Below are 22,842 nucleotides of genomic sequence, written 5' to 3'. Positions count from 1 at the left end.
CTCACCGGATGTAATGCAGCCGGTCGAACCGGGCCCTGAGCGCCCGGGTCCGGTGGGCGATGGCGGCGGGGTCGTTGCTGCGCAGCGCCTCGGCCACCAGCGCGGCGATCTCGGGGATGTCGGCGGGGGTCACGCCCCAGCGCACCAGCTCCGGCGTGCCGATCCTGAGCCCGTTCAGATCGCCCTCGACCGAGGCGATGGGCAGGCCGATGCCGCAGGCCAGAAACCCGGCCTTTTCCAAGGTCTTGGACGCCGCCTGTCCACCGCCGAACCCGGCCGCCTCGACCGCGAATTGGTGCGAGGTGGTGAAGCCTTTCTCGGCCGCGAAGACCGGCAGGCCGGCTGCCGCCAAAGCCTCGGCAAAGGCCCGCGCCGTGTCGGCCATCGCCTGGGCATAGGCTTGCCCGTGTTCGCGCCAGTCCAGCAGGCTGATCGCCAGCGCCGCCGATTTCGCCGCATCGAAATTGGCGGTGAGGCCCGGAAAGGCGATGCGGTCCAGCGTTTCCGCGATCGCCGAATCGTTGGTGACGATCAGCCCACCGGCCGGGCCGCCCAGCGATTTGTAGGTGCTCATCGTCATCAGATGCGCGCCCTGCGCCAGCGGATTGGCCCAGACACCCCCGGCGATGATCCCGCATTGGTGCGCGGCGTCGAACAGGACCTTGGCGCCCACCTCATCGGCTATCGCCCGGATCTGCGGCACCGGATGCGGGAAGAGGTTCAGCGAGCCGCCCACGGTGATGATCTTCGGCCGGACCTTGAGCGCCAGATCCCGCAGCGCCGCCAGATCGACGGTATAGCCGTCCGCATCGACCGGCGCGGGATGCGTGACCAGCCCGTAGAGCCCGGCGCAGCCGTCGGCGTGGTGCGTCACATGCCCGCCGATGCTGGCGGGCGGCGCGATGATCGCATCGCCGGGTCTGGCCAGCGCCATGAAACCGTAGAGGTTGGCCAGCGCGCCCGAGCCCACTCGGATCTCGGCATGGGTGGCGCCGAAGACCTCGGCCGCCAGTTCCGCCGCGATCACCTCGATTTCCTCGATGGCCTGCAAGCCCATCTCGTATTTGTCGCCGGGATAGCCCAGCGAGGGCCGGCTGCCGAGGCCCCGGGCCAGTGCCGCCTCGGCCCGCGGGTTCATGACGTTGGTCGCGGGGTTGAGGTTGAAGCATTCCTGCTCGTGGATGCGCTGGTTCTGCTGGATCAGCGCCTCGATCCTTGCGTCCAGCGCGGCGCTGTCCAGCGCGGCGGCGGCTTTGGCGAGGCTCTGGACATGCGCCTCGGCGGTGGCGGGCACCCAGGGGCGGGGGGCGAGATGGGTCATCGGGATCTCCTGTTCCGGGGACAGGATGCGGGGCAGGGGCCTTGCGCGCAAACCGAATTTCCTGTCCCCTGAGGCGCAGAAAATTTGAGCCTCAGATGCCCGTCGCCCCGCCCCCGCCGCGCCTGCCACCCCTGCCGCATCTGGCCGCCTTCGAGGCTGCGGTGCGGCTGGGCGGCTATGCCGCGGCGGCGGGCGCGATGGGCGTCACGGCGGGGGCGGTGCGGGCCAAGGTCCGGGCGCTGGAGGGGGCGCTGGGCGTCACGCTGTTTCAGGCGCTGCCGCAGGGGGTGACACCCACGGCCGAGGCCCGCGATCTGGCCGAGGGCGTGGCGCGGGGCCTTGCCGCGCTCGCGCGGGCGCTGGCGCCGCTGGGGGATCCGCCCCTGCCGCTGGGCACGCTCCGCGTCCTTGAGGCGGCGCTGAGATCGGGCGGTTTCGCCACGGCGGGCGAGGGGCTGGGCCTCAGCCCCGGGGCGGTGGCGGCACAGGTGCGGCGGGTCGAGGATTGGGCGGGCCGCGCGCTCTTCACCCGCCACGCCCGGGGCGTGACCCCGGCGGCCGAGGCTCTGGCGGTGCTGCCGGGCCTGTCGCGGGCGCTGGCGCGCTTCGACGGGCTGGCCATCGGCGCGGCGACGGTCCGCATCGCCGCCTTGCCCGCCGTGGCGCAGCTCTGGCTCATGCCGCGCCTGCCCGCGCTGCGGGCGGCACTGCCGGGCATTGCCGTTTCGGTCACCGCGCTGGAACGCCCGCCCGAGGCCAAGCGCGCGCCCTATGATCTGGCGCTGTTCTTTGCCGAGACCGGCGGCAGGCTGCTGGCCGAGGATGCGCTGATCCCGGTCTGCGCCCCCGCGCTGGCCGCAGGCCTGCGCAGCGCCGCCGACCTGATCCGCCTGCCGTGCCTGAGCGATTCCAGCTGGGCGGGGGATTGGCGGGTCTGGGCCGCCGTTGTCATGCCCGGCCGTCCGGTGCCGCGCGGTGTCGAGCATTCCCTCTATGCGCTGGCGGTAGCCGAGGCGATGGCGGGCGCGGGCGTGCTGATGGGCCATACCGCCTTGCTGGCGGGGGCGCTGGCCGAGGGACGGCTGGTCGCGCCGCTGGGCCCTGCGGTGCCGGTCGCGAAGGGCCTGCGGCTGACGCGGCTCAGGCCCCTGCCGCGCGGCGGGGCGGCGGCGCGGGTGGCGGATTGGCTGGCGGGGCCCGGCCTCAGCCCCTGAGCGCGGCCAGTTCGGCGCGGTGCTCCTGCATCCGCAGCATGACGCGGTAATCGCGGTCATAGGTCGCGCGGCGGGCGGGATCGGGCTCGATGACCTTGGCCAGCCGCGCCATCGCCCGGGCGGCGCCGGGCAGGTCGTTGTGCAGGCCCGCGGCGGCGGTGGCGGCGGCGATGGCGGTGCCCAGCAGGACCACATCCTCGGCCTCGGACCGCAGGACCCTCAGCCCTGTCACATCGGCGAAAAGCTGTTGCAGCAGCGGCGGGCGCGCCAGCCCCCCGGCGATGGCGAGGCTGTCCGCGCGACTGCCCGCCGCCTGCAGATGCTCGACGATCTGCCGCACCCCCAGCGCCAGCGCCACGGCGGTCCGCCAATAGAGCGCGGCCAGCCCCTCGGTGCTGCGGTCGAGCGACAGGCCGCTGACCACGCCCCGCGCCGCGGCATCCGACAGGGGCGAGCGGTTGCCGTTGAAATCCGGCAGCACGTCGAGCCCGGCGCCGAAGCCCGGGCCCTGGGTGGTCAGGGCCTCGGCGATCAGGGCCAGCACCGTGGCATGGTCGGGGCGGGCGGCTAGCCCGGTTGCGGGCCAGAGGTCCAGCACATATTCCAGCGCCGCCCCCGCCGCCGATTGCCCGCCCTCCGAGGTCCAGAACCCGGGCAGCACCGTGTCGCGCGACGGTCCCCAGAGGCCCCGGGCAAAAAGCGGGCGCGGGGTGATCGCCATGATGCAATTCGAGGTCCCGGCGATCAGCGTCAGGCATTCGCCGGTCGTGGCGGCGGGATGCAGGCCGACCGTGCCCAGCGCCCCTGCATAGGCGTCGATCAACCCCGCCGCGACCGGCAGGCCGGGCGGCAGGCCCAGCTCGGTGGCCGCGCGGGGCGTGAGGGTGCCGATCGGGCGGTCGACGGCGGCGGCGCTGTCCGGCAATCCGGCGCGGTCCAGCAGATCCTCCAGGCCGACGGCCGCCAGGAAGTCCCGCTGCCAGCCGCCGTGATCGGGCAGATAGGGCCATTTCGCCGCCAGCGCGCAGGCCGAGGCGGCGGCTGCGCCCGTCGCCCGCGCCGTCAGGTCGTCGGCGAGATCCCGGGCATGGCCCAGCCGCGACCACAGATCCGGGCGCTGCGCCTTCAGCCACATCAGCTTCGGTGTCTGCATCTCGGGCGACATGGTGCCGCCCAGATGGTCGATCAGCCGGTGGCGGGTCTCGGTGCAGGTCTTCGCCTCGGCCTCGGCCCGGTGGTCGTACCAGGCGATGGTGTCGCGCCCGCCGCCGAGGTCCAGCGGCGCGCCGGTCCGGTCGCGCAGGACCAGCGAGCAGGTCGCGTCGAAGCCCAGCCCGGCGATCTCGGCGGGCGCCACGCCCGACCCCGCCACCGCCGCCTGCACCGCGCTGCAGACCGCCGCCCAGATCTGGTCCGAGGCGTATTCGGCCCGTGTGCCCGGCCCGTCCGCCAGCGCCAGCGGCACCACGGCACGCGCCAGCATCGCGCCCGAGGCGTCGAAAACCCCCGCCCGCGCACTCCGCGTCCCGACATCGACCGCCACCAGATACGCCGGCATAGCCTCCACTTTCAGGCGGCACCCCGGATCAGCCCGGGCAAATCCGCCATGTCCGCGATGATGGCCATCGGCGCGAGATTTTCAACCGCCGCGCGCAACGAGGCCGGTCCCGCATGCGACCCGCCGGTAAAGGCGATGGCCCGCATCCCCGCGGCGTCGGCGGCCTGCAGCCCGGCCGGGCTGTCCTCGACCACGAGGCACGCGGCGGGATCGGCGCCCATGCGGCGGGCGGCCAGCAGGAACAGATCCGGCGCGGGCTTGCCGTTCGCGACCATGGTGGCGCTGAAGATATGCGGCTCGAACAGCGGCAGCAGTCCGGTCACCCCCAGCGACAGCCGGATCCGGTCGGGCTGGCTGGAGGAGGCGACGCAGACCGGCAGGTCCAGCGCCTGCACGGCCTCGGCCACGCCCTGCACTGGCTGCAATTCGACTTCGAACCTGGCCAGCAGGCGGCGGCGCATCTCGGCCAGCAGCGGATCGGTCAGGGTCACGCCCCGTTCGCGCGCCAGCCAGTCGCGCACGCTGCCCAGCGACTTGCCGAGGAAATGCGCGTAGCCTTCCTCGGGCGTGAGCGGGCAGCCCGCCTCGGTCAGCAGCCCCAGCATGACCTCCAGCGAGATCGTCTCGCTGTCGACCAACACGCCATCGCAATCAAAGATCACGAGGGCGGGGTGGGGCCTGCTATCCATGCCTCAGCCCTGCTGCAGATAGCGGGTGAGCGTGGCGGCGGTGCCGTCGCGCCAGAGCGCGTTGAGCCAATGGGCGAAGCGGGCGGCGAACCCGGCGTGTCCGGCCAGATCGCCATAGATCGCGTCCTGCTCCAGCCATGCCTGCGGGCGGCGGCGTGCCTGTTCGGCCACCGGGACCAGCCGGTCCCAGTTCGGGTCGTTGGGCTCGATGATCTGTCCGCTGTCCGTCACCCCGGCACAATAGCGCGCCCAGAGTGCGCATTCCAGCGCCAGCCCGTTGAAGCCGCCGCCGCTGGCGAGTGCGTCGCGCAGGGTCGGGATGATGAACTTCGGCTGCCGGTTCGAGCCGTCGAGGCAGAGCCGCCGGATCGTGTCGCCGATCTTGGGGTTGGAAAACCGCCGCTCGATCAGGTCCAGATAGGCGGGCAGGTCGGTGTCGGGGACCGGGGGGACCTGTGGCAGGATCTCGGTCTCCTCGATCTTCCTGAGGAAGCCGCGCACCAAGGGATGCGCCATCGCTTCATGCACGAAATGGATGTCCATCAGCCCGGCCGGATAGGCGATGACCGCGTGGCCGCCATTGAGGATGCGCAGTTTCATCAGCTCGAAAGGTGCGACATCGGCCACGAATTGCGCGCCGACCGCGTCGAAGGCCGGGCGGCCGAGGGGGAAATGATCCTCGAGCACCCATTGCGTATAGCCCTCGCAGAACACCGGCCAGCCGTCGGCCACACCGAAATCAGCCGCCAGCATCGCGCGTTCGCGGTCGGTGGTGGCGGGGGTGATGCGGTCGACCATGGCGTTGGGAAAGGCCACGTTGGCGGCGATCCACTCGGCGAAATCGGGGTCCGAGAGGCGCGCCAGACCGCAGAGCGCGTTGCGCGTCACCGCGCCGTTATGGGGGATGTTGTCGCAGCACATGACGGTGAAGGGCGGGATGCCGGCATTCCGCCGGGCCTTCAGCGCCCGGATCATCATGCCGAAGGCGGTTTTCGGTGCCTCGGGGCTGGCGGCATCGGCGCGGATGGCGGGATGGGTCGGGTCGAAACGGTCCTTCGCGTCGAGGAAATAGCCCCCCTCGGTGATGGTGAGCGAGACGATGCGGATATCCCTCTGGCTCATCCTTGCGATGATGGCGGGGGCATCGGCGGGCGGCAGGTAGTCGATCATCGAGCCCAGCACGCGGGCCTCGGAATGATCGGCCTCCTGCTCGACCAGCGTCGTCAGCCAGTCCTGCGCCTGCAGGATATCGCGGCCCCTGCGCTCGCCCTCGAACACGCCCGCGCCGATCAGCGCCCAGTCGAGCGATTGCCCCCGGTTGAACAGCCGGTCCAGATACATCGCCTGATGCGCCCGGTGAAAATTGCCGACGCCGAAATGCAGGATCCCGGCCGAGAGGCTACCCCGCGCATAGCCGGGTTTGGCCACGGTCGCGGGCAGGGAGGCGAGGGTTGCAAGGGAGAGGGGGGTGGCCATGTCAGCTCATCCAGTTCCCGCCGTCGACGTTGTAGGTCTGGGCGACGATGTAATCGGCCTCGGACGAGGCCAGGAAAACGGCCATGCCGGTCAGGTCCTCGGCGCGGCCCATGCGGCCGAAGGGGACGGCGGCGCCGACCTCGGCCTTCTTCTGTCCGGGCGCCTTGCCCTCGTATTTGGCGAAGAAGGCATCGACCCCGTCCCAATGCTCGCCGTCCACCACGCCGGGCGCGATGGCGTTGACGTTGATGCCATGGGCGATCAGGTTCAGCCCGGCCGATTGCGTCAGGCTGATGACCGCGGCCTTGCTGGCGCAATAGACCGCGACCAGCGCCTCGCCCCGCCGGCCCGCCTGACTGGCAAGGTTGATGATCTTGCCGCCGGTGCCTTGGGCGATCATCTGCCGGGCGACGGCCTGCATGGTGAACAGGACCCCGGCCACGTTGACCGAAAACACCCGGTCGTAATCGGCGCGCGTGATCTCGGTCAGGGGCGCGGCGGTGAAGAGGGCCGCGTTGTTCACCAGAATGTCGATGCCGCCCATCTTGGCCACGGCTTCGGCCACGGCGGCGTCGATGCTGTCCTGCCGCGTCACGTCCATCCGTACCGCCAGCGCGCCGATTTCGGCGGCTGCGGCCTCGGCCCGGGGCAGGTCGATGTCGGCGATGGTGACCACCGCGCCCTCGGCAAGGTAGGCCCGCGCGAAGGCCAGCCCGATCCCGCGGGCGGCGCCGGTTATCAGCGCGCGTTTGCCGGAAAGCCGGGTCATGACAGGCGCAGCCCCTTGGCGTCGAAACGGTGGATCTGGCTGGCGTCCGGCGTCAGGTGGATCGTGTCACCGTAATGCAGGTCGACCTCGCCCCCGGCGCGGATGGTCAGCGGTTCGGCAAAGCCCGGCACCGTCACATGGAAGAACGTGTCCGAGCCGAGGTGTTCCGAAACGCCGATCGTCCCGGTCCAGGTGCCGCCCTCGGCCGAGATCTGGAAATGCTCGGGCCGCACGCCGATGGTATGGGCGCCGTGTTTCTCGGCTTCGGCCCCCTCGATCAGGTTCATCTTGGGCGAGCCGATGAAGCCCGCGACGAAGGTGTTGCGCGGGGTGCGGTAGAGTTCCAGCGGCGAGCCCACCTGCTCGATATGCCCGGCGCGCAGGACGACGATCTTGTCGGCCATGGTCATGGCCTCGACCTGATCGTGGGTCACGTAGATCATCGTCGTGGCGAGGCGCTTGTGCAGCTCGCTGATCTCCAGCCGCATTCCGACGCGCAGCGCGGCATCGAGGTTGGACAGCGGCTCGTCGAAGAGGAACGCCGAGGGCTCGCGCACGATGGCCCGGCCGATGGCGACCCGCTGGCGCTGACCGCCCGACAATTGCCCCGGCCGCCGGTCGATGTAGCTGCTCAGGTTCAGCACCTTCGCCGCTCCGTCGACCCGGCGGTCGATCTCGGCCTTGTCCATGCCTGCCATCTTCAGCGGGAAGGCGATGTTCTTGCGCACCGTCATATGCGGGTAGAGCGCGTAGGACTGGAACACCATGGCCAGCCCCCGCTTGGCGGGCGAGAGATGCGTGGCATCCGTCCCGTCAATGCGGATCTCGCCGCCCGAGACGTCCTCCAGCCCCGCGATCAGCCGCAGCAGCGTCGATTTCCCGCAGCCCGAGGGGCCGACGAAGACCACGAATTCCCCATCCTCGATGCGCAGGTCCAAGGGCGGGATGACCTCGACATCGCCGAAGGCCTTGCGCACTTTATCAAGCGTGATGCGTCCCATGAATTCAGTCCCTTACTTGACGGCGCCGAAGGTGAGGCCGCGCACGAGTTGCTTCTGGCTGAACCAGCCCATGATGAGGATCGGCGCGATGGCCATGGTCGAGGCGGCGCTGAGCTTGGCGTAGAACAGGCCCTCGGGGCTGGAATAGCTGGCGATGAAGGCGGTCAGCGGCGCTGCGTTGACGGTCGTCAGGGTGAGGGTCCAGAAGGCCTCGTTCCACGCCAGGATGATGTTCAGCAGCACGGTCGAGGCGATACCGGGAATGGCCATCGGCGTCAGGACATAGAGGATCTCGTCCTTCAGCGTCGCGCCGTCCATCCGCGCGGCTTCCAGGATCTCGCCCGGGATCTCGCGGAAATAGGTGTAGAGCATCCAGATGATGATCGGCAGGTTGATGAGCATCAGGATGAAGATCAGCGCGATCTTGCTGTCTAGAAGGCCCAGCTGGATCAGGATCAGCCGGATCGGATAGAGCACACCGACCGCGGGAAGCATCTTGGTCGAGAGCATCCACAGCAGCACGTCCTTGGTGCGCCTGGCGGGCACGAAGGCCATGGACCAGGCGGCGGGGACGGCGATCAGGATACCGAGGAAGGTGGACCCCAGCGCCAGCGCCACCGAATTCCACAGATAGCGCATGTAATCCGAGCGCTCCTGCACCACGCGGTAATTCTCCAGCGTCCAGTCGAAGTTGAAGAACACCGGCGGGTCGGCGATGGCCGTGGCCTCGGTCTTGAACGAGGTCAGGATGGTCCACAGGATCGGGAAGAAGATCATCAGCCCGATGCCCCAGGCGAGGGCGGTGAAGACGATCTTGCGTTGCGTGGTGACGGCGCGGGCCATGATCTGCTCCTTACGCGTCGAGGTTCTTGCCGACGACGCGCATCAGGATGGCGGCGACGATATTGGCGAGGATCACGGCGATGATGCCACCGGCGGAGCCAAGCCCCACGTTCTGGCTTTCGATCACGCGCTGATAGACGAGGTAGGTGAGCGTTCGGGTGCCGAAGGCGCCGCCGGTGGTCACGAAGATCTCGGCGAAGATCGACAGCAGGAAGATCGTCTGGATCAGCACCACCACGGTGATCGAGCGCGCCAGATGCGGCAGGGTGATGTAGCCAAAGCGCGAGAGCGGCCCGGCGCCGTCCATCTCGGCCGCTTCCAGTTGCTCGCTGTCCAGCGACTGGATGGCGGTCAGCAGGATCAGCGTGGCGAAGGGCAGCCATTGCCAGCTGACGATCAGGATGATCGAGAACAGGGGGAACTGGCTGAGCCAATCCACGGGTTCCAGCCCGACAGCCTTGAAGGCATGGGCAAAAAGCCCGTTGACCGGGTTCATGAACATGTTCTTCCAGACCAGCGCCGAGACGGTGGGCATGACGAAGAACGGCGCGATGACCAGGATGCGCACCACGCCCTGACCCCAGATCGGCTGGTCCAGCAGGATCGCAAGCCCGATGCCGCCCACCACGGTGATAAGCAGCACGCCGCCCAGGAGTTGCAGCGTGGTGAGGATGCTGTCCCAGAAGGCCGAGGAACTGACGAACCGGACGTAGTTCCCCAGCCCCTCGCAGCAGTCGAAGGTCCCGCGCAGGGGCCGGTAATCGAGGGTCGAGAACCAGAGCGTTAGGATCAGCGGCACCAGCATCCAGACGAGAAGCAGGAAGACCGCCGGGGCCATCATGGCGCGGGCCGCGGATCGGGAATGCTGGGTGGCCATGGGAACCCTCGGGATCATGGGGAGAGGGCGGCGCGCAGCCCGTAGGCTGCGCGCCCGGTCAACAGAGGAGGAGGGGGTCGGGCCGGCGGTTGGGGGCCGGCCCGGGTCGGCTGGAAGGGGCGCGGCTCAGTAGCCCGCGGCTTCCATTTCTTCGGTCGCCAGCGCCTGGGCCTGCGACAGCGCGTCTTCGGCCGACATCTGCCCGGCAAGCGCCGCCGAGAAGAGCTGGCCCACCTCGGTCGCGAGACCCGCGAATTCCGGGATGGCGACGAATTGCACGCCGGTATAGGGCACCGGATCGACCGAGGGGCTGGTGGGATCGGCGGATTCCATCGACCGCAGGGTCATTTCCGCGAAGGGCGCGGCGTCGAGATAGGCCTGGTTCTCATAGAGCGAGGTGCGGGTGCCGGGCGGCACGTTGGCCCAGCCCTCTTCCGCGGCCACGAGCTCGGTATAGGCCGACGACGTGGCCCAGGCGATGAAGGTCTTGGCCGCCTCCTGCGCGTCCGACGAGGCCGGGATGCCCAGCGACCAGGCCCAGAGCCAGTTGCCGCGACGGCCGAGCCCGTTGTCGGGCGCCAGCGCGAAGCCGACGTGATCGGCGACCTGGCTGTCCGTCGGGTTGGTCACGAACGAGGCCGCGACCGTGGCGTCGATCCACATGCCGCATTTGCCGGTCTGGAACAGCGCCAGATTCTCGTTGAAGCCGTTGTTCGAGGCGCCGGGCGGGCCGTAATTGGTCATCAGGTCCAGATAGAAGGTCAGCGTGTTCGACCAGGCCTCGGTGTCGAATTGCGGCCGCCAGTCCATGTCGAACCAGCGCGCGCCGAAGGAATTGGCCATGGCGCTGAGGAAGGCCATGTTCTCGCCCCAGCCGGCCTTGCCGCGCAGGCAGATGCCATAGACCTCGTTGTCGCGGTCGGTCATGGCGGCGGCGGCTTCGCGGATGAACTCCCAGGTCGGGGCCTCGGGCATCTCCAGCCCGGCCGCTTCCATCAGATCGGTGCGGTACATGACCATCGAGCTTTCGCCGTAGAAGGGCGAGGCATAGAGATGCCCGTCCACCGTCAGACCGCCGCGCACCGCGGGCAGCAGGTCGTCGACGTTGTAATCGGCGCCCATGTCGTCCAGCGCCACCAGCCAGCCGTTCGCCCCCCAGATCGGAACCTCGTAGGTGCCGATGGTGATGACGTCATACTGCCCGCCGCCGGTGGCGATGTCGGTCGTCACGTTCTGGCGCAGGACGTTCTCTTCCAGCGTCACCCATTCGACGGTGATGTCGGGGTGCATGTCGGTGAAATGGCTGGTCAGCCCTTGCATGCGGATCATGTCGCCATTGTTCACGGTGGCGATGGTGATCGTCTCGGCCTGGGCCGCGAGCGCGACAGCCGTCAGCGCCGTCGCACCCATCAGGGCGCGCAGGGTATCGGTCATGGTATCCTCCCAAGATGAGCAAATGCTAAGCTCTTGGGCAAATTCTCACACGATCGCGTGAAACGTCAACTGGATTCTGGCCCCGGCGCCGAGGGGCGGGGGCAGGGCATTGTCATCGCTGGGAAAATTCCGGGGGCGCGGGTGGGCTTACGCCGTTAGCGCCAACGCCGTATCCTCATCGGTGACCAGGCCGGTGACCAGCCTGCCGGTCAGCGCGGCTCGAATCGCCGGGATCTTGGCGGGGCCATTGGCCGCGGCGATGGTGGGGCGCCCGGGCGCGGGGCTCAGCAGGGCGGAGCTGACGCGCTGGTTCACCTCGTCCTCCAGCAGCCGCCCGTCGCGGTCGAAGACATAGCCGATGATCTCGCCCACCGCGCCCTTGGCGGTCAGGCGCTGCTGGTCCTCGGGCGTGAGGAACCCGTCGATGACCAGCGGCGCATCGGGCGCCATGGTGCCGACGCCGACGAAGCGCACATCGGTCCGGGCCGAGAGACCGCGCGCGGTCTGCAGCGTCTTCTGCCCCAGCAGCGCCTCGCGTTCCTCGGCCGAGGCGGTGATGACCGGCAGCGGCAGCGGGAAGGTGGTGGCGGTCACCTTGTCGGCGATGGTGAATAGCACGTTGTAATAGGCGGTCGAGCCATCGGGCGAGATGGTGCCGGTCAGTGACACGATCCGGTGCTGGGCGCAATCGAGATGCGGCAGATGCTCGACCGCCGCCCTGAGCGTCCGCCCGGTGCCGAGGCCGATGACCAGCGGCTCGGGTTGGGCGAGGTAGCGCTCGATCAGATCGCCGGTCGCCTGCGACACCGCGAGGCCCGAGGAGGCGGGCGTGTCGAGCGACGGCACCACCTCGCACAGCGTGAGCCCATAGCGGGCCCTGAGGTCGCGGGCCAGTTCCATGCAGCGGGCGATGGGATGGTCGATGCGCACCTTGACCAGCCCCGCAGCCAGCGCCTGCGAGACCAGCCGCTGCGCCGATTGCCGGGATATGCCCATGATCTGGGCGATCTCGTCCTGCTTGCAGCCGCCGATATAGGCGAGCCAGGCGGCCCGGGCCGCGTCGTCGTGCTTGCGTTCGCCTGTGGTCATCATTGCCCCCGTTGCGCGGCCATGGTGGTCGCCCCGGGCGGGTTTGGCAAGGCGACGGGCTGGCGCTTGGCCGGTAGGATGGGCAATATTGCCCATCCTACGAGGAGGGAACCGATGACCGACCTGCCCAGGAACCATTTCAAGGCGGCGCTCGCCGCGATGCAGGTCCAGCGCGGCCTCTGGTGCCAGATCACCGACCCGCTGGTGGCCGAGATGGCGGCCGGGGCGGGCTTCGACTGGATGCTCTTCGACACCGAACACGCGCCGCTGGAAGTGCCCTCGGTGCTGCCGCTGCTGCAGGCCGTCGCGCCTTTTCCGGTCTCGGCCATCGTCCGGCCCCGGGTGCTGGATGTGGCGCTGATGAAGAAGATCCTCGACCATGGGGCGCAGACCATCCTCGTGCCGATGATCCAGAACGCCGAGGAGGCGGCGCTGGCCGTCGCCGCCACCCGCTACCCGCCGCGCGGTATCCGGGGCGTCGCCGGGGCCACCAGGGCCGCGGGTTTCGGCCGGATCGCCGGCTATCACCAGCGCGCGCATGAGGAAACCTGTCTGCTGGTGCAGGTCGAAACCGCCAGCGCGCTTGCCCAGATCGAGGCCATCGCCGCGGTCGAGGGGGTCGACGGCATCTTCATCGGCCCGGCCGATCTGGCCGCGAGCCTCGGCCATCCCGGCAATCCGGCCCATCCCGCGGTGAAGGAGGCGATCCTCGACGGCATCCGCCGGATCCGCGCCGCGGGCAAGCCGCCGGGGATCCTGACCATGGATCCGGTCCTTTACGATGCCGCGCTGGGGGCCGGGGCGATCTTCGTCTCGAAGGCCATCGACCTGCTGGTCCTGCGCAACGGATTGAAGCCGTGAGCGGGCCGGGCGAGGGTCATATCAACCCCGACCGCGCGCGCTTTGCCCGCTTCAAGGACCTGCCGCGCGACCGGCCGGTCCATATGCTCAATCTGGTCCGCCTGCGCGATCAGGCCCGATACGAGGACGGCCGCACGGCCACCGGGGCCGAGGCCTATGCCGCCTATGGCCGCGACAGCGGGCCGATCTTCCGGCGCCTCGGCGGCTCGATCCTGTGGAGCGGCCGGCCGGAGCTGATGCTGATCGGCCCCGAGGCCGAGCGCTGGCACATCGCCTTCGTCGCCGCCTATCCCAGCGGGCAGGCCTTCATCGACATGATCCGTGACGCCGAGTATCAGCGCGCCGCGCAGCACCGCACGGCGGCGGTCGCCGATTCCCGGCTGATCCGCATGGCGCCGGGCACGCCCGGGGCCGGTTTCGCCTGAGCAAAAGCCCCGCCCGGTGAGGGGCGGGGCTTTCAGGAAGGGCAGGGCGCGTCGGCTCAGCTGTTCGAGGCCGCCAGCGTCACCGCGGGTTTCTTGGCCTTGCGGTTGCCGCGCTTGCTGTTGTCGTCCATGAAGCTGAACACCAGCGGGCGGATGTTGTTGCGCCAGCTCGACCCCGCGAAGATGCCGTAATGGCCCGCACCCGGTTCCAGATGCTGCGCCTTCATCTCATCGGGCAGGCCGGTCAGCAGGTCGAGCGCGGCAAGGCATTGGCCGGGCGCGGAAATGTCGTCATTCGCCCCCTCGACGATCATCGTCGCCACATCGGTCACCTTGCTGATATCGACCGGCTTGCCGTTAACCTCGAAGACGTTGCGGGCGATCTCGCGTTCCTTGAAGATGCGCTCGACGGTCGAGAGGTAGAATTCCGCCGTCATGTCCATGACCGCGAGGTATTCGTCGTAGAAACGGTTGTGCTGATCGCGCTCGCTGTCCTCGCCCTGGGCGGCGGCGACGATCTTGTCGCTGAAAGCCTGAGCGTGACGGTCGAGGTTCATCGAGATGAAACCGGCGAGTTGCAGCAGGCCCGGATAGACCTGACGGCCGACACCCGCGTATTTGAAGCCGACCCGCTGGATGGCCAGATGTTCGAGCTGTCCCATGGTCACCCGGCGGCCGAAGTCCGTGACCTCGGTCGCGGCGGCGTCGGGGTCGATCGGCCCGCCGATCAGGGTCAGGGTCAGCGGCTGCGCCTCGGGCGCTTCCTCGGCCAGAAGGGCGGTGGCGGCCAGGGCCAGGGGCGCGGGCTGGCAGACGGCGACGACATGGGTGTCGGGGCCGAGATGCTTCATGAAATCGACGAGGTACTGGGTGTAATCCTCGATATCGAACTTGCCTTCGGAGACCGGAATGTCACGGGCATTGTGCCAGTCGGTGATCCAGACCTCGGCATCGGGCAAAAGCGAGGCCACGGTCGAGCGCAGGAGCGTGGCGTAATGCCCCGACATCGGCGCGCAGAGCAGAATGCGGCGGGCCTTTTCCGGGCGCGAGGCGACGCGGAAGCGGACCAGATCGCCAAAGGGGCGGGCCAGTTCGATCTGCGGATCGACCAGATGGTCGCGCCCGTCCTCGCCCACCACGGTGCGGATGCCCCAGGCGGGTTTGATTACCATGCGCGCGAAGCTGCGTTCGGTCACGCGGCCCCAGGCCGACATCATCTTGAACATCGGATGCGGGACCATGCCCCAGACCGGGTACGAGGCCATCGCCCGGGCCGATGCGCCCAACCATTCGTTGGTGTTGCGCATCGTTTCCATCAAGTCGTAGGTGGCCATCTGCTTCATGGGGGTCTCCGAGAGGACACGGCTATGGTACAAGGATCCGGCCTTTCCACGTGGGGGGGCGCGGGTCTATGCTGCACCGCAGGAGTTTAGGGGGGACATATTTAAATGGCAACTTCCGAGTATGAAGAATCCGCCAATCTCGAGGTCCTTAATGCCAATCTGGCGAGGATCGAGACGCTCACTCAACGTCTGATTGCTGCATTTGCGAAAAAGCAGCCGCAGCGCAGCGAACTGCAGGCCCCCGATCCCTCGCTCTATCTGCGCGCCGCCTCCGCCTATTGGCAGGAGATGGTGCACAACCCCTCGAAGGTGCTGGAACAGCAGGTCGGCTATTGGGGCAAGACGCTGAAGCATTTCGTCGAGGCGCAGGAGGCCCTGCGCGAGCATCCCCTGGTCGCGCCCGAGGACAACACCCCGGAAGATAAGCGTTTTTCCAACCCGCTCTGGCGCACGCATCCCTATTTCAACTATATCAAGCAGCAATATCTGCTGTCTTCCGAGGCTATCGAGAAGGCGATCGAGAACCTCGATACCCTCGATCCGAGGGAGCGCAGCCGCCTCGAATTCTTCGGCCGGCAGATCATCGACATGATGGCGCCGACCAACTTTCTGGGTACCAACCCCGACGCGCTGATGCGCGCGGTCGAGACTGAGGGCGAGAGCCTGGTCAAGGGGCTGGAGAACCTGGTGCGTGACATCGAGGCCAACAACGGCGAGCTGCTGGTCACGCTGTCGGACCGCGAGGCCTTCAAGGTCGGCGGCAATATCGGCACCTCCGAAGGCTCGGTCGTGTTCCGCAACCGCATGTTCGAGCTGATCCAGTACAAGCCGACCACCGAGCAGGTGCACGAGACGCCGCTGCTGATCTTTCCGCCCTGGATCAACAAGTTCTACATCCTTGACCTGAAGCCCCAGAACAGCCTCATCAAGTGGATCGTCGATCAGGGCTATACGCTCTATGTCGTCTCCTGGGTGAACCCCGATGCCAGCTACGCCGATGTCGGCATGGATACCTATGTCGAGGAAGGGTATCTGGAGGCCATCGCCAAGGTGAAGGAACTCTGCGCCGTCAAGCAGGTCAATGTCATCGGCTATTGCATCGCCGGGACCACGCTGAGCCTGACGCTGGCGCTGCTGGACAAGCGCAAGGACAAGTCGGTCAAATCGGCGACCTTCTTCACCACGCTGACCGATTTCTCGGATCAGGGCGAGGTGGGCGTGTTCCTGGAGGACGATTTCGTCGACGGGATCGAGGCCGAGGCCGATGCGCAGGGCTATCTGCATTCCTATTACATGACCAAGACCTTCAGCTATCTGCGCTCGAACGACCTGATCTATGGCCCGGCGATCCGCAGCTACATGCTGGGCGAGGCGCCGCCGGCCTTTGACCTGCTCTACTGGAACGGCGACGGCACCAACCTGCCGGGGCGGATGGTCGTGGAGTACCTGCGCGGGCTCTGCCAGCGGGACGAGCTTTGCTCGACCGGGTTCAAGATGCTGGGCGAGACGCTGCATATCTCGGGCGTGAAGGTGCCGGTCTGCGCCATCGCCTGCGAGACGGATCATATCGCCGCCTGGCGGTCGAGCTTCCGCGGCGTGTCGAAGATGGGGTCCACCAACAAGACCTTCATCCTGTCGGAAAGCGGCCATATCGCCGGGATCGTCAATCCGCCCTCGAAGAAGAAATATGGCCATTACACCTCGGACCATCCGCTCGACGGCGACGCCGCGGGCTGGAAGGCCGAGGCCGAATACGATCCGGGCTCGTGGTGGCCGCGCTGGGAGGAATGGCTCAGGGCCCGCTCGGGCAAGCTGATTTCCGCTCGCCCTGTGGGTGATTCGGTGCTGGCGCCCGCGCCCGGAACCTATGTTCTTGCCAATCCGGGCGGTTCATCAACGGGTTAGAGAAAATGCTGCACTGCAGAAAAACTATCTTGATTTTCTGCGGTGCAGCATCCATATTCTCCTCATGACGCAGGATCCTGGATGGCGGGATCCAAGCAAGGAGAGAGAAAATGGCGAAGAACGATTTCACCAAAGTCATGCAGGACATGATGGGCGCCTTCCCGGTCGACACCAAGGCGATGCAGGACGTGTTCAAGACCCAGGCTGCCCTGGGCGAGAAAATGAGCAAGGTCGTGCTCGAAGCCGCCGAGAAATCGGCCGAAGTTTCGTCCAAATGGACCAAGTCGACGCTGGCCAAGATCGGCGAAGTCTCGACCGTCAAGGAAGAGCCCGCCGAATACGCCAAGGCCTACACCGATTTCGCTTCGGCCTCGGCCGAGATGGCTGCCGAGCATATGGCCGCTTTCGCCGAGATCGCCAAGCGCGTGCAGATGGACACCGTCGAGCTGATGCTCGCCGCTGGCAAGGACATGTCGGCCGAGGCGACCGCTGCGGTGCAGAAGGCGACCGCCGACATGACCGCCGCCGCCAAGAAAGCGACCGACGAAGTGACCTCGGCCGCCAAAAAGGCGAGCGCCGCGGCGAAGTGATCGCGCGGCGGGGCCATGGGCCCTGCCTTGCAGAAGGCGGACGCCGGGGTTCCTCCCACTCGGGCGTCAGGGGCGGGCGAAAGCCCGCCCCTTGCCATTTCCGGGCGGGGCGGGGTGCCTCCTTTGCCCGGAAATTGGGCGCTTCGCCAAAGCGGCGTAAAGAATCCTGTTTCCCGCAGCGAAATCGCGGTCTAGTCTCGCTGCAATGCAAAAATGAAACGGGGAGCAACCGACGTGGCCGAGTCCGACAAGCCGCTTTTGATCAAGCGCTACGCCTCTCGACGGCTCTATAATACGGAAAGCAGCGATTACGTGACGCTCGAGGATATCGCCGGATTCATCCGCGCGGGCCGCGAGGTGCAGATCGTTGACCTGAAGACCGGCGATGACCTGACGCGGCAGTACCTGCTGCAGATCGTCGCCGAACACGAGAGCCGGGGCGAGAATGTGCTGCCGCTCGATGTGCTGACCGATCTGGTGCGCAGCTATACCGCCCAGGCCCAGAGCGTGGTGCCGCAATTCCTGGCCATGTCCTTCGAAATGCTGAAGGAAGGGCCGAAACTGGCCGAACAGATGAGCGCCATGAACCCGATGATGGCGCAGATGTCGAAGATGCCCGGCTTTGCCGAGATGCAGCGCCAGCAGGCGGCCTTCATGGAAAGCATGATGGCGGGATGGAAGACCATGCCCGGCCTGCAGACCGGCGAGGCTGCGGCCGAGGAAAGCGGCGACGATGCCGAGGATCTGACCGCGATCCGCCGCCAGCTTGCCGCCCTGGAAGCCAAGCTGAGCAAGATGGGCCGCTAAGGCGCCGCTGCTGCCAGACCAGAAGGGGTGGCCACGATGGCGACGCGCATTTCCCTGTCGTCGATCCCGCCCCGGTTCGCCTTTCTCGGGCAGACGCTGCGCTCGCTGGTCCGGCAGGATCTGCGCGCCCCGGTCGAGTTGTGGATCCCCGAAACGTACCGCCGCTTTCCCGATTGGGACGGCACCCTGCCCGAGGTGCCGCCGGGCGTGACCATCCGGCGCTGCGCGCTGGATTGGGGACCGGCGACCAAGGTGGTGCCGGCGCTGCTGGAATGCCTCGAGGCCGGGGACCTGGAAACCGACATCCTCTTTTGCGATGACGACAGCCTCTACGCCCCGGATTTCCACCGCCGTTTCAAGGATCTCCGCGCGACCCGACCGACCGAGGCGCTGGCGGCGCTGGGCCGTCACCTGCCGGGCTTCGGCCAGACCGAACGGCGGGCCGAGCGCATGCCGCGCATGCGCCGTCTGCCGCGCTGGGTGACGAAACCGGTGCTGGAAAGCCCCCGCCGCTGGGTCGAGCCGGTGCCGTTGGTCGAGGCCAGCGGCTATGCCGATCTGCTGGGCGGCTGGTGCGGGGTCATGGTCCGCGCCGGGTTCTTCCCCTCCGCCTTGCGCGACGGTCCGGGCGAATGGTGGCCGGTCGATGACGTCTGGCTTTCGGCCATGCTGGAACTGGCGGGCACGCCCATCTGGGTCGAGGCCTCGATCCTGCCGCCGACCCGCCGCCGCGCCGGGGGCAGCGCCGCGCTGGCGATGAGCGAATTCGAGGGGCGCGACCGCAAGGCGCTGGACCTCGGCTGCATCGAGGATCACCAGCGGCGTTTCGGCCTCTGGTCGCCCGAGGGGATGTGAGCCTCAGCGCCGCCGGCGCCGCCCGCCTTCACCGCCGCCACCGGTGTTGTGGACGACCTGCGGCAGGGTCACGATCTGCGACAGATGCGGGAAGGTATCGACCGCATGCGGCAGGGCCGAGGCATTGACGAAATGCTCCTGGAAGCGCGGCTCGATCGCCGTTTCCACCTTGTGGATGCGCTTCACCTGCGCCTCGATCGCCGCCCGGGCGGCGATGTTGCACAGCGCGATCCGCGCCCCGGTGCCCGCCGCGTTGCCGGCGCTGGTCACATTCTCCAGCGGGCAGTCGGGGATCATGCCGAGGACCATCGCATGCTTGGCGCTGATATGCGCGCCAAAGGCCCCGGCCAGCGTCACATGGTCCACATGGTCCACGCCCATTTCGTCCATGAGCAGCCGCGCCCCCGCATAGAGCGCGGATTTCGCCAGCTGAATCGCGCGGATATCGCCCTGCGTGACGGTGATGCGCGGCCCGTTCTGGGCGCTGCCGTCGTGGATCAGATAGCTGTGGGTCCGCCCCTCGGCCTCGCACCGTGCTGTGCCGGTCTGTTCGGGCGAGCCGATCAGCCCCGCCGCATCGACGATGCCGGCCATGCGCATCTCGGCCACCGCCTCGATGATGCCCGAGCCGCAGATGCCGGTGACGCCGGTCTGCGCCGTCGCCTCGGCGAAGCCCGGATCGTCCGACCACAGGTCCGAGCCGATCACCCGGAAGCGCGGTTCCTTGGTCATCGGGTCGATCTCGATCCGCTCGATGGCCCCGGGCGCGGCCCGCTGACCGGAGGAAATCTGCGCCCCCTCGAAGGCCGGGCCGGTGGGCGAGGAACAGGCCAGCACCCGCGTCTTGTTGCCCAGCAGGATCTCGGCATTGGTGCCCACGTCGACGATCAGCACCAGATCGTCCTTGTCCTGCGGCGCCTCGGACAGGGCCACGGCCGCCGCATCGGCGCCGACATGCCCGGCGATGCAGGGCAGGGTATAGAGCCGCGCCTCGGCGTTCAGGGCCTTCAGCCCCAGATCGCGGGCGGGCAGCGACAGCGAGGACGAGGTGGCCAGCGCGAAGGGCGCCTGTCCCAGCTCCACCGGGTCGATGCCGAGGAACAGGTGATGCATGACCGGGTTGCAGACGACCACCGTCTCCATGATCGCCGCAGGGTCGATCCCCGCCTCGCCCGCCACCGATTTCGCCAGCGCATCCAGCGCCTCGCGCACGGCGCTGGTCATCTCGACATCGCCGCCCGGGTTCATCATGGCGTAGGAGACGCGGCTCATCAGATCCTCGCCGAAGCGGATCTGCGGGTTCATGATCCCGCCCGAGGCCAGAACCTCGCCGGTCCTGAGGTCGCACAGATGGGCGGCGATGGTGGTCGAGCCGAGGTCGATGGCCAGCCCCGCCAGCGCCCCCTCATAAAGGCCGGGGAACACATCCAGCAGCCGCGGCGCCCCGCCGTGGTGGTCACGGTAGACCGCGGCCGTCACTGCCCAATTGCCCTTGCGCAGCACGGTTTGCAACTTGCGCAGCACCGCTGGCCCGGCCTCGATCCCGGCGATCTGCCATTGCTCGGCCAAGGCCGCCGCCAGCCGCTCCAGATCGCCCGAGGGCTCGTGCATGTCGGGTTCGGCCACTTCGACGTAGAAAAGCCGCGTCGCCGGGTCCATGGCGACGGCCCGGGCGCTGGCGGCCTTGCGGACCACCTGCCGGTGCAGCTGGCTTTCCGGCGGCACGTCGATCACCACATCGCCCATGATCTTCGCCTGACAGCCCAGCCGCCGCCCGTCGATCATGCCGCGCTTGTCTTTGTAGCGCTGCTCGACCGCGTTCCAGTCGCTCAGCGCGTCGGGCGCGACGGTCACGCCATGCTTGGGGAAGGCGCCCACACCGGGCGAGACCTGGCATTTCGAGCAGATGCCCCGCCCGCCGCAGACGGAATCGAGGTCCACCCCCAATTGCCGGGCCGCCGTCAGCACCGGGGTTCCCGTCGCGAACCGCCCCCGCTTGCCCGAGGGCGTAAAGATCACCAGCGCGTCGCCTGCCATGGTAGCCGTCCTGTCCCTAATCCCGCGCACCATAGCCCGTGGGGCGGCAGGGGGAAGAGGGCAGGGCGACCGACGCCGGACGGAAAGCGACGGCTCAAGTGGCGGGCGTCACCGCCTCGGCCAGCAGCCGCGCCTCGGCGATCAGGGCGATCAGCACCTCGATATGGCGGGTCGCGCGCCAGGGATTGCCGATTTCCTGCGGCGGGCGGGTGCGCAGCGCCTCGTGCTGGCTTTCCAGCTCCATCAGCAGGCGCAGGGTGGCGACCCCCGGGGCAGGCGTCGCGGGCAGCCGCAGGATGCGCCGGAGGTCGGTGTCGCGCTGGTAATCGAGCGTGCCGAAGCGCGCGGTGCGCAGCATCAGCCGGGGGCGACGCAGGGCCGTCAGCTCGGCCAGGGCGTTCAACAGCGAATCGGCGTGGGTACTGCTCATCGGGACGGTCCTTTCACGATAACAACACAAGGCTGCCATCATGATGACACAATCTATCCGGGTGTTGCGCGCGGCCCTTTTCCCACCGTTCGCAAGCTTCAAGCGTCCTTACGCTTTGATAACCATTGTTGTCTGGGTGAGCCGGTTAAGAATCCGGTAACAGATGCACGCGCAGGTTGAGAATATTTACCATTTGGCAACCTATATATTCTGGGATTTCGGGTCTGCCACACCGGAACCCGGCGCGTGCCGAGGGTGTGGCAAGGCCAAAGGGGGTTCGATGACCGCCAATCTCTCGCCGCTCGACCAGCTGCCCGACTGGGTGCCGTCTGCCGTCCGGCTCTATCTGACCCATACCGAAGGCGGCCTCTCGCTGCGCGAGATCGCCCGGGCCGAGGGGGTACATGCCTCGACCGTCCTGCGTCAGGTGCGCCGGTTCGAGAACCGGCGCGACGACCCGCTGGTCGACGGGGCGCTGGGGCGGCTCAAGGCGGCCGAGGACGGGCCGGGGGCGGGGCCCACGACCGGCGACAGCGCGCTGGATGCCGAGGCCCGGCGCGTGCTGCCGCGGCTGGCCGAGGAGGGGGCGCTGATGGCGGTGGCGCCCGACATGGACCGCGCGGTGATCCTGCGCGAGGGGGCCGGAGGCACGGAACGGCTGGCAGTCCTGGACCGGCTGGTGGCCGAGGCCTTCGCGCTGCAGGACTGGATCATCTGCGTGCAATCGGGCCGGGTGCTGCGCTACGAGATCACCCAGGCCGGGCGTCTGGCGTTGCGGCGGCTGATGGGCGAGGAGGGCGCCGCCCCCGCGCCCCGCAGTTTCGACGAGGAGGACACGCGGCGCACCCGGCCGGTGACGGTGGAAAGCCCGATCACCGCCCTGGCCCGGCGCCGCGACCGCGAGGGCAAGCCGTTCCTTGCGGCCGATCTGGTGGCGGCGGCCGAGCGGCTGCGCGAGGATTTCGAGGCGGCGCAGACCGGCGCCCCGATGACGCAGGATTGGGACCGGTTTCTGACCGGACCGATCCGGGGTACGGGGGCGGGAAGGGGGGCGTTACCCGGAAAGGGGGCGCTGGGCGCGCGCGACCGGGTGATCGCCGCGCTCGACGATCTGGGACCGGGGCTGGCGGATATGGCGCTGCGCTGCTGCTGCCACATGGAGGGGCTGGAGACGGCCGAGCGGCGTCTGGGCTGGTCGGCGCGCTCGGGCAAGATCGTGCTGCGGATCGCCTTGTTGCGGTTGAAGCGGCACTACGATTCCCAGGGCGAGACCGGGAAGATGATGGGGTGAGCGGCGCCCGGCGCTTGCGCCGGGGGA

The 22,842-nt window shown here is 68.3% G+C and carries 21 protein-coding genes; 8 read left to right on the top strand and 13 right to left on the bottom strand.

The window, feature by feature from the left end; translation table 11 throughout:
- Position 1: 1 nt before the first annotated feature.
- On the bottom strand, positions 2 to 1,321 hold the full coding sequence (locus tag DDE23_RS22045) for a serine hydroxymethyltransferase (RefSeq protein ID WP_107751753.1): 1,320 nt from the start codon (positions 1,319 to 1,321) through the stop codon (positions 2 to 4).
- Positions 1,322 to 1,416: 95 nt separating this feature from the next.
- Here DDE23_RS22045 and DDE23_RS22040 point away from each other — a divergent pair, with 95 nt between their 5' ends.
- Positions 1,417 to 2,535: a LysR family transcriptional regulator gene (locus DDE23_RS22040; RefSeq protein ID WP_238150091.1), complete on the top strand. Its 1,119-nt coding sequence runs from the start codon at positions 1,417 to 1,419 to the stop codon at positions 2,533 to 2,535.
- Here DDE23_RS22040 and DDE23_RS22035 read toward each other — a convergent pair.
- The 9 genes from DDE23_RS22035 to DDE23_RS21995 all read right to left on the bottom strand — a co-directional run bounded on the left by DDE23_RS22035 (position 2,525) and on the right by DDE23_RS21995 (position 12,271).
- Positions 2,525 to 4,093, bottom strand: coding sequence for an FGGY family pentulose kinase (locus DDE23_RS22035; protein ID WP_107751752.1), 1,569 nt, complete (start codon positions 4,091 to 4,093; stop codon positions 2,525 to 2,527). The genes DDE23_RS22040 and DDE23_RS22035 overlap by 11 nt on opposite strands.
- Before the next feature lie 11 nt (positions 4,094 to 4,104).
- Positions 4,105 to 4,782 carry an HAD family hydrolase gene (locus DDE23_RS22030; protein ID WP_107751751.1) on the bottom strand — a complete coding sequence of 226 codons (678 nt, stop codon included), beginning with the start codon at positions 4,780 to 4,782 and terminating at the stop codon, positions 4,105 to 4,107.
- A gap of 3 nt (positions 4,783 to 4,785) precedes the next feature.
- The gene (locus DDE23_RS22025; protein ID WP_107751750.1) at positions 4,786 to 6,258 is read right to left on the bottom strand and encodes a mannitol dehydrogenase family protein; all 1,473 of its coding nucleotides are present in this window, start codon (positions 6,256 to 6,258) and stop codon (positions 4,786 to 4,788) included.
- Between the two features lies 1 nt (position 6,259).
- The gene (locus DDE23_RS22020; protein ID WP_107751749.1) at positions 6,260 to 7,027 is read right to left on the bottom strand and encodes an L-iditol 2-dehydrogenase; all 768 of its coding nucleotides are present in this window, start codon (positions 7,025 to 7,027) and stop codon (positions 6,260 to 6,262) included.
- The gene (locus DDE23_RS22015; RefSeq protein ID WP_107751748.1) at positions 7,024 to 8,028 is read right to left on the bottom strand and encodes an ABC transporter ATP-binding protein; all 1,005 of its coding nucleotides are present in this window, start codon (positions 8,026 to 8,028) and stop codon (positions 7,024 to 7,026) included. Before DDE23_RS22015 ends, DDE23_RS22020 begins: the two co-directional genes overlap by 4 nt.
- 12 nt (positions 8,029 to 8,040) lie before the next feature.
- Positions 8,041 to 8,871 carry a carbohydrate ABC transporter permease gene (locus DDE23_RS22010; RefSeq protein ID WP_107751747.1) on the bottom strand — a complete coding sequence of 277 codons (831 nt, stop codon included), beginning with the start codon at positions 8,869 to 8,871 and terminating at the stop codon, positions 8,041 to 8,043.
- 10 nt (positions 8,872 to 8,881) lie between these two features.
- A complete protein-coding gene (locus DDE23_RS22005; protein ID WP_107751746.1) occupies positions 8,882 to 9,748 on the bottom strand; it encodes a carbohydrate ABC transporter permease in 867 nt (288 codons plus the stop codon).
- 126 nt (positions 9,749 to 9,874) lie between these two features.
- Positions 9,875 to 11,182 (bottom strand): ABC transporter substrate-binding protein, encoded by a 1,308-nt coding sequence (locus tag DDE23_RS22000; protein WP_107751745.1) that lies wholly within the window; start codon positions 11,180 to 11,182, stop codon positions 9,875 to 9,877.
- A gap of 147 nt (positions 11,183 to 11,329) precedes the next feature.
- On the bottom strand, positions 11,330 to 12,271 hold the full coding sequence (locus tag DDE23_RS21995) for a sugar-binding transcriptional regulator (protein WP_107751980.1): 942 nt from the start codon (positions 12,269 to 12,271) through the stop codon (positions 11,330 to 11,332).
- 114 nt (positions 12,272 to 12,385) lie between these two features.
- Between DDE23_RS21995 and DDE23_RS21990 the strand changes: the two genes are divergently transcribed.
- A complete protein-coding gene (locus DDE23_RS21990; protein ID WP_107751744.1) occupies positions 12,386 to 13,132 on the top strand; it encodes an aldolase/citrate lyase family protein in 747 nt (248 codons plus the stop codon).
- On the top strand, positions 13,129 to 13,557 hold the full coding sequence (locus tag DDE23_RS21985; protein ID WP_238150090.1) for a DUF1330 domain-containing protein: 429 nt from the start codon (positions 13,129 to 13,131) through the stop codon (positions 13,555 to 13,557). The genes DDE23_RS21990 and DDE23_RS21985 overlap by 4 nt, the downstream gene beginning before the upstream one ends.
- Positions 13,558 to 13,613: 56 nt before the next feature.
- On the opposite strand, the gene phaZ is transcribed toward DDE23_RS21985, so the two are convergent.
- Positions 13,614 to 14,900 (bottom strand): polyhydroxyalkanoate depolymerase, encoded by a 1,287-nt coding sequence (gene phaZ, locus DDE23_RS21980; protein ID WP_107751743.1) that lies wholly within the window; start codon positions 14,898 to 14,900, stop codon positions 13,614 to 13,616.
- Positions 14,901 to 15,005: 105 nt separating this feature from the next.
- Between phaZ and phaC the strand changes: the two genes are divergently transcribed.
- The 4 genes from phaC to DDE23_RS21960 all read left to right on the top strand — a co-directional run bounded on the left by phaC (position 15,006) and on the right by DDE23_RS21960 (position 19,057).
- Positions 15,006 to 16,805: a class I poly(R)-hydroxyalkanoic acid synthase gene (phaC, locus tag DDE23_RS21975; RefSeq protein WP_107751742.1), complete on the top strand. Its 1,800-nt coding sequence runs from the start codon at positions 15,006 to 15,008 to the stop codon at positions 16,803 to 16,805.
- Positions 16,806 to 16,915: 110 nt separating this feature from the next.
- Positions 16,916 to 17,395, top strand: a complete 480-nt coding sequence (locus DDE23_RS21970) for a phasin family protein (protein ID WP_107751741.1) — start codon at positions 16,916 to 16,918, stop codon at positions 17,393 to 17,395.
- A gap of 234 nt (positions 17,396 to 17,629) precedes the next feature.
- Positions 17,630 to 18,202 (top strand): polyhydroxyalkanoate synthesis repressor PhaR, encoded by a 573-nt coding sequence (gene phaR, locus DDE23_RS21965; protein WP_107751740.1) that lies wholly within the window; start codon positions 17,630 to 17,632, stop codon positions 18,200 to 18,202.
- Positions 18,203 to 18,238: 36 nt separating this feature from the next.
- Positions 18,239 to 19,057 carry a hypothetical protein gene (locus DDE23_RS21960; protein ID WP_107751739.1) on the top strand — a complete coding sequence of 273 codons (819 nt, stop codon included), beginning with the start codon at positions 18,239 to 18,241 and terminating at the stop codon, positions 19,055 to 19,057.
- 3 nt (positions 19,058 to 19,060) lie between these two features.
- Here DDE23_RS21960 and DDE23_RS21955 read toward each other — a convergent pair whose 3' ends face one another.
- Both DDE23_RS21955 and DDE23_RS21950 read right to left on the bottom strand, forming a co-directional pair.
- The gene (locus DDE23_RS21955; protein WP_107751738.1) at positions 19,061 to 21,094 is read right to left on the bottom strand and encodes an ASKHA domain-containing protein; all 2,034 of its coding nucleotides are present in this window, start codon (positions 21,092 to 21,094) and stop codon (positions 19,061 to 19,063) included.
- 94 nt (positions 21,095 to 21,188) lie between these two features.
- Entirely contained in the window at positions 21,189 to 21,524 is a 336-nt protein-coding gene (locus DDE23_RS21950) for a DUF6477 family protein (protein WP_107751737.1), read from the bottom strand.
- A 280-nt stretch (positions 21,525 to 21,804) separates the two neighbouring features.
- Here DDE23_RS21950 and DDE23_RS21945 point away from each other — a divergent pair, with 280 nt between their 5' ends.
- Positions 21,805 to 22,815 (top strand): DUF6456 domain-containing protein, encoded by a 1,011-nt coding sequence (locus tag DDE23_RS21945; protein WP_107751736.1) that lies wholly within the window; start codon positions 21,805 to 21,807, stop codon positions 22,813 to 22,815.
- Positions 22,816 to 22,842 lie beyond the last annotated feature (27 nt).

This window comes from Pararhodobacter aggregans (genome assembly GCF_003075525.1).
GTDB lineage: Bacteria > Pseudomonadota > Alphaproteobacteria > Rhodobacterales > Rhodobacteraceae > Pararhodobacter > Pararhodobacter aggregans.
Note: the sequence above shows the minus strand (reverse complement) of the source record. Positions and strands in the feature narration are given on the sequence as shown.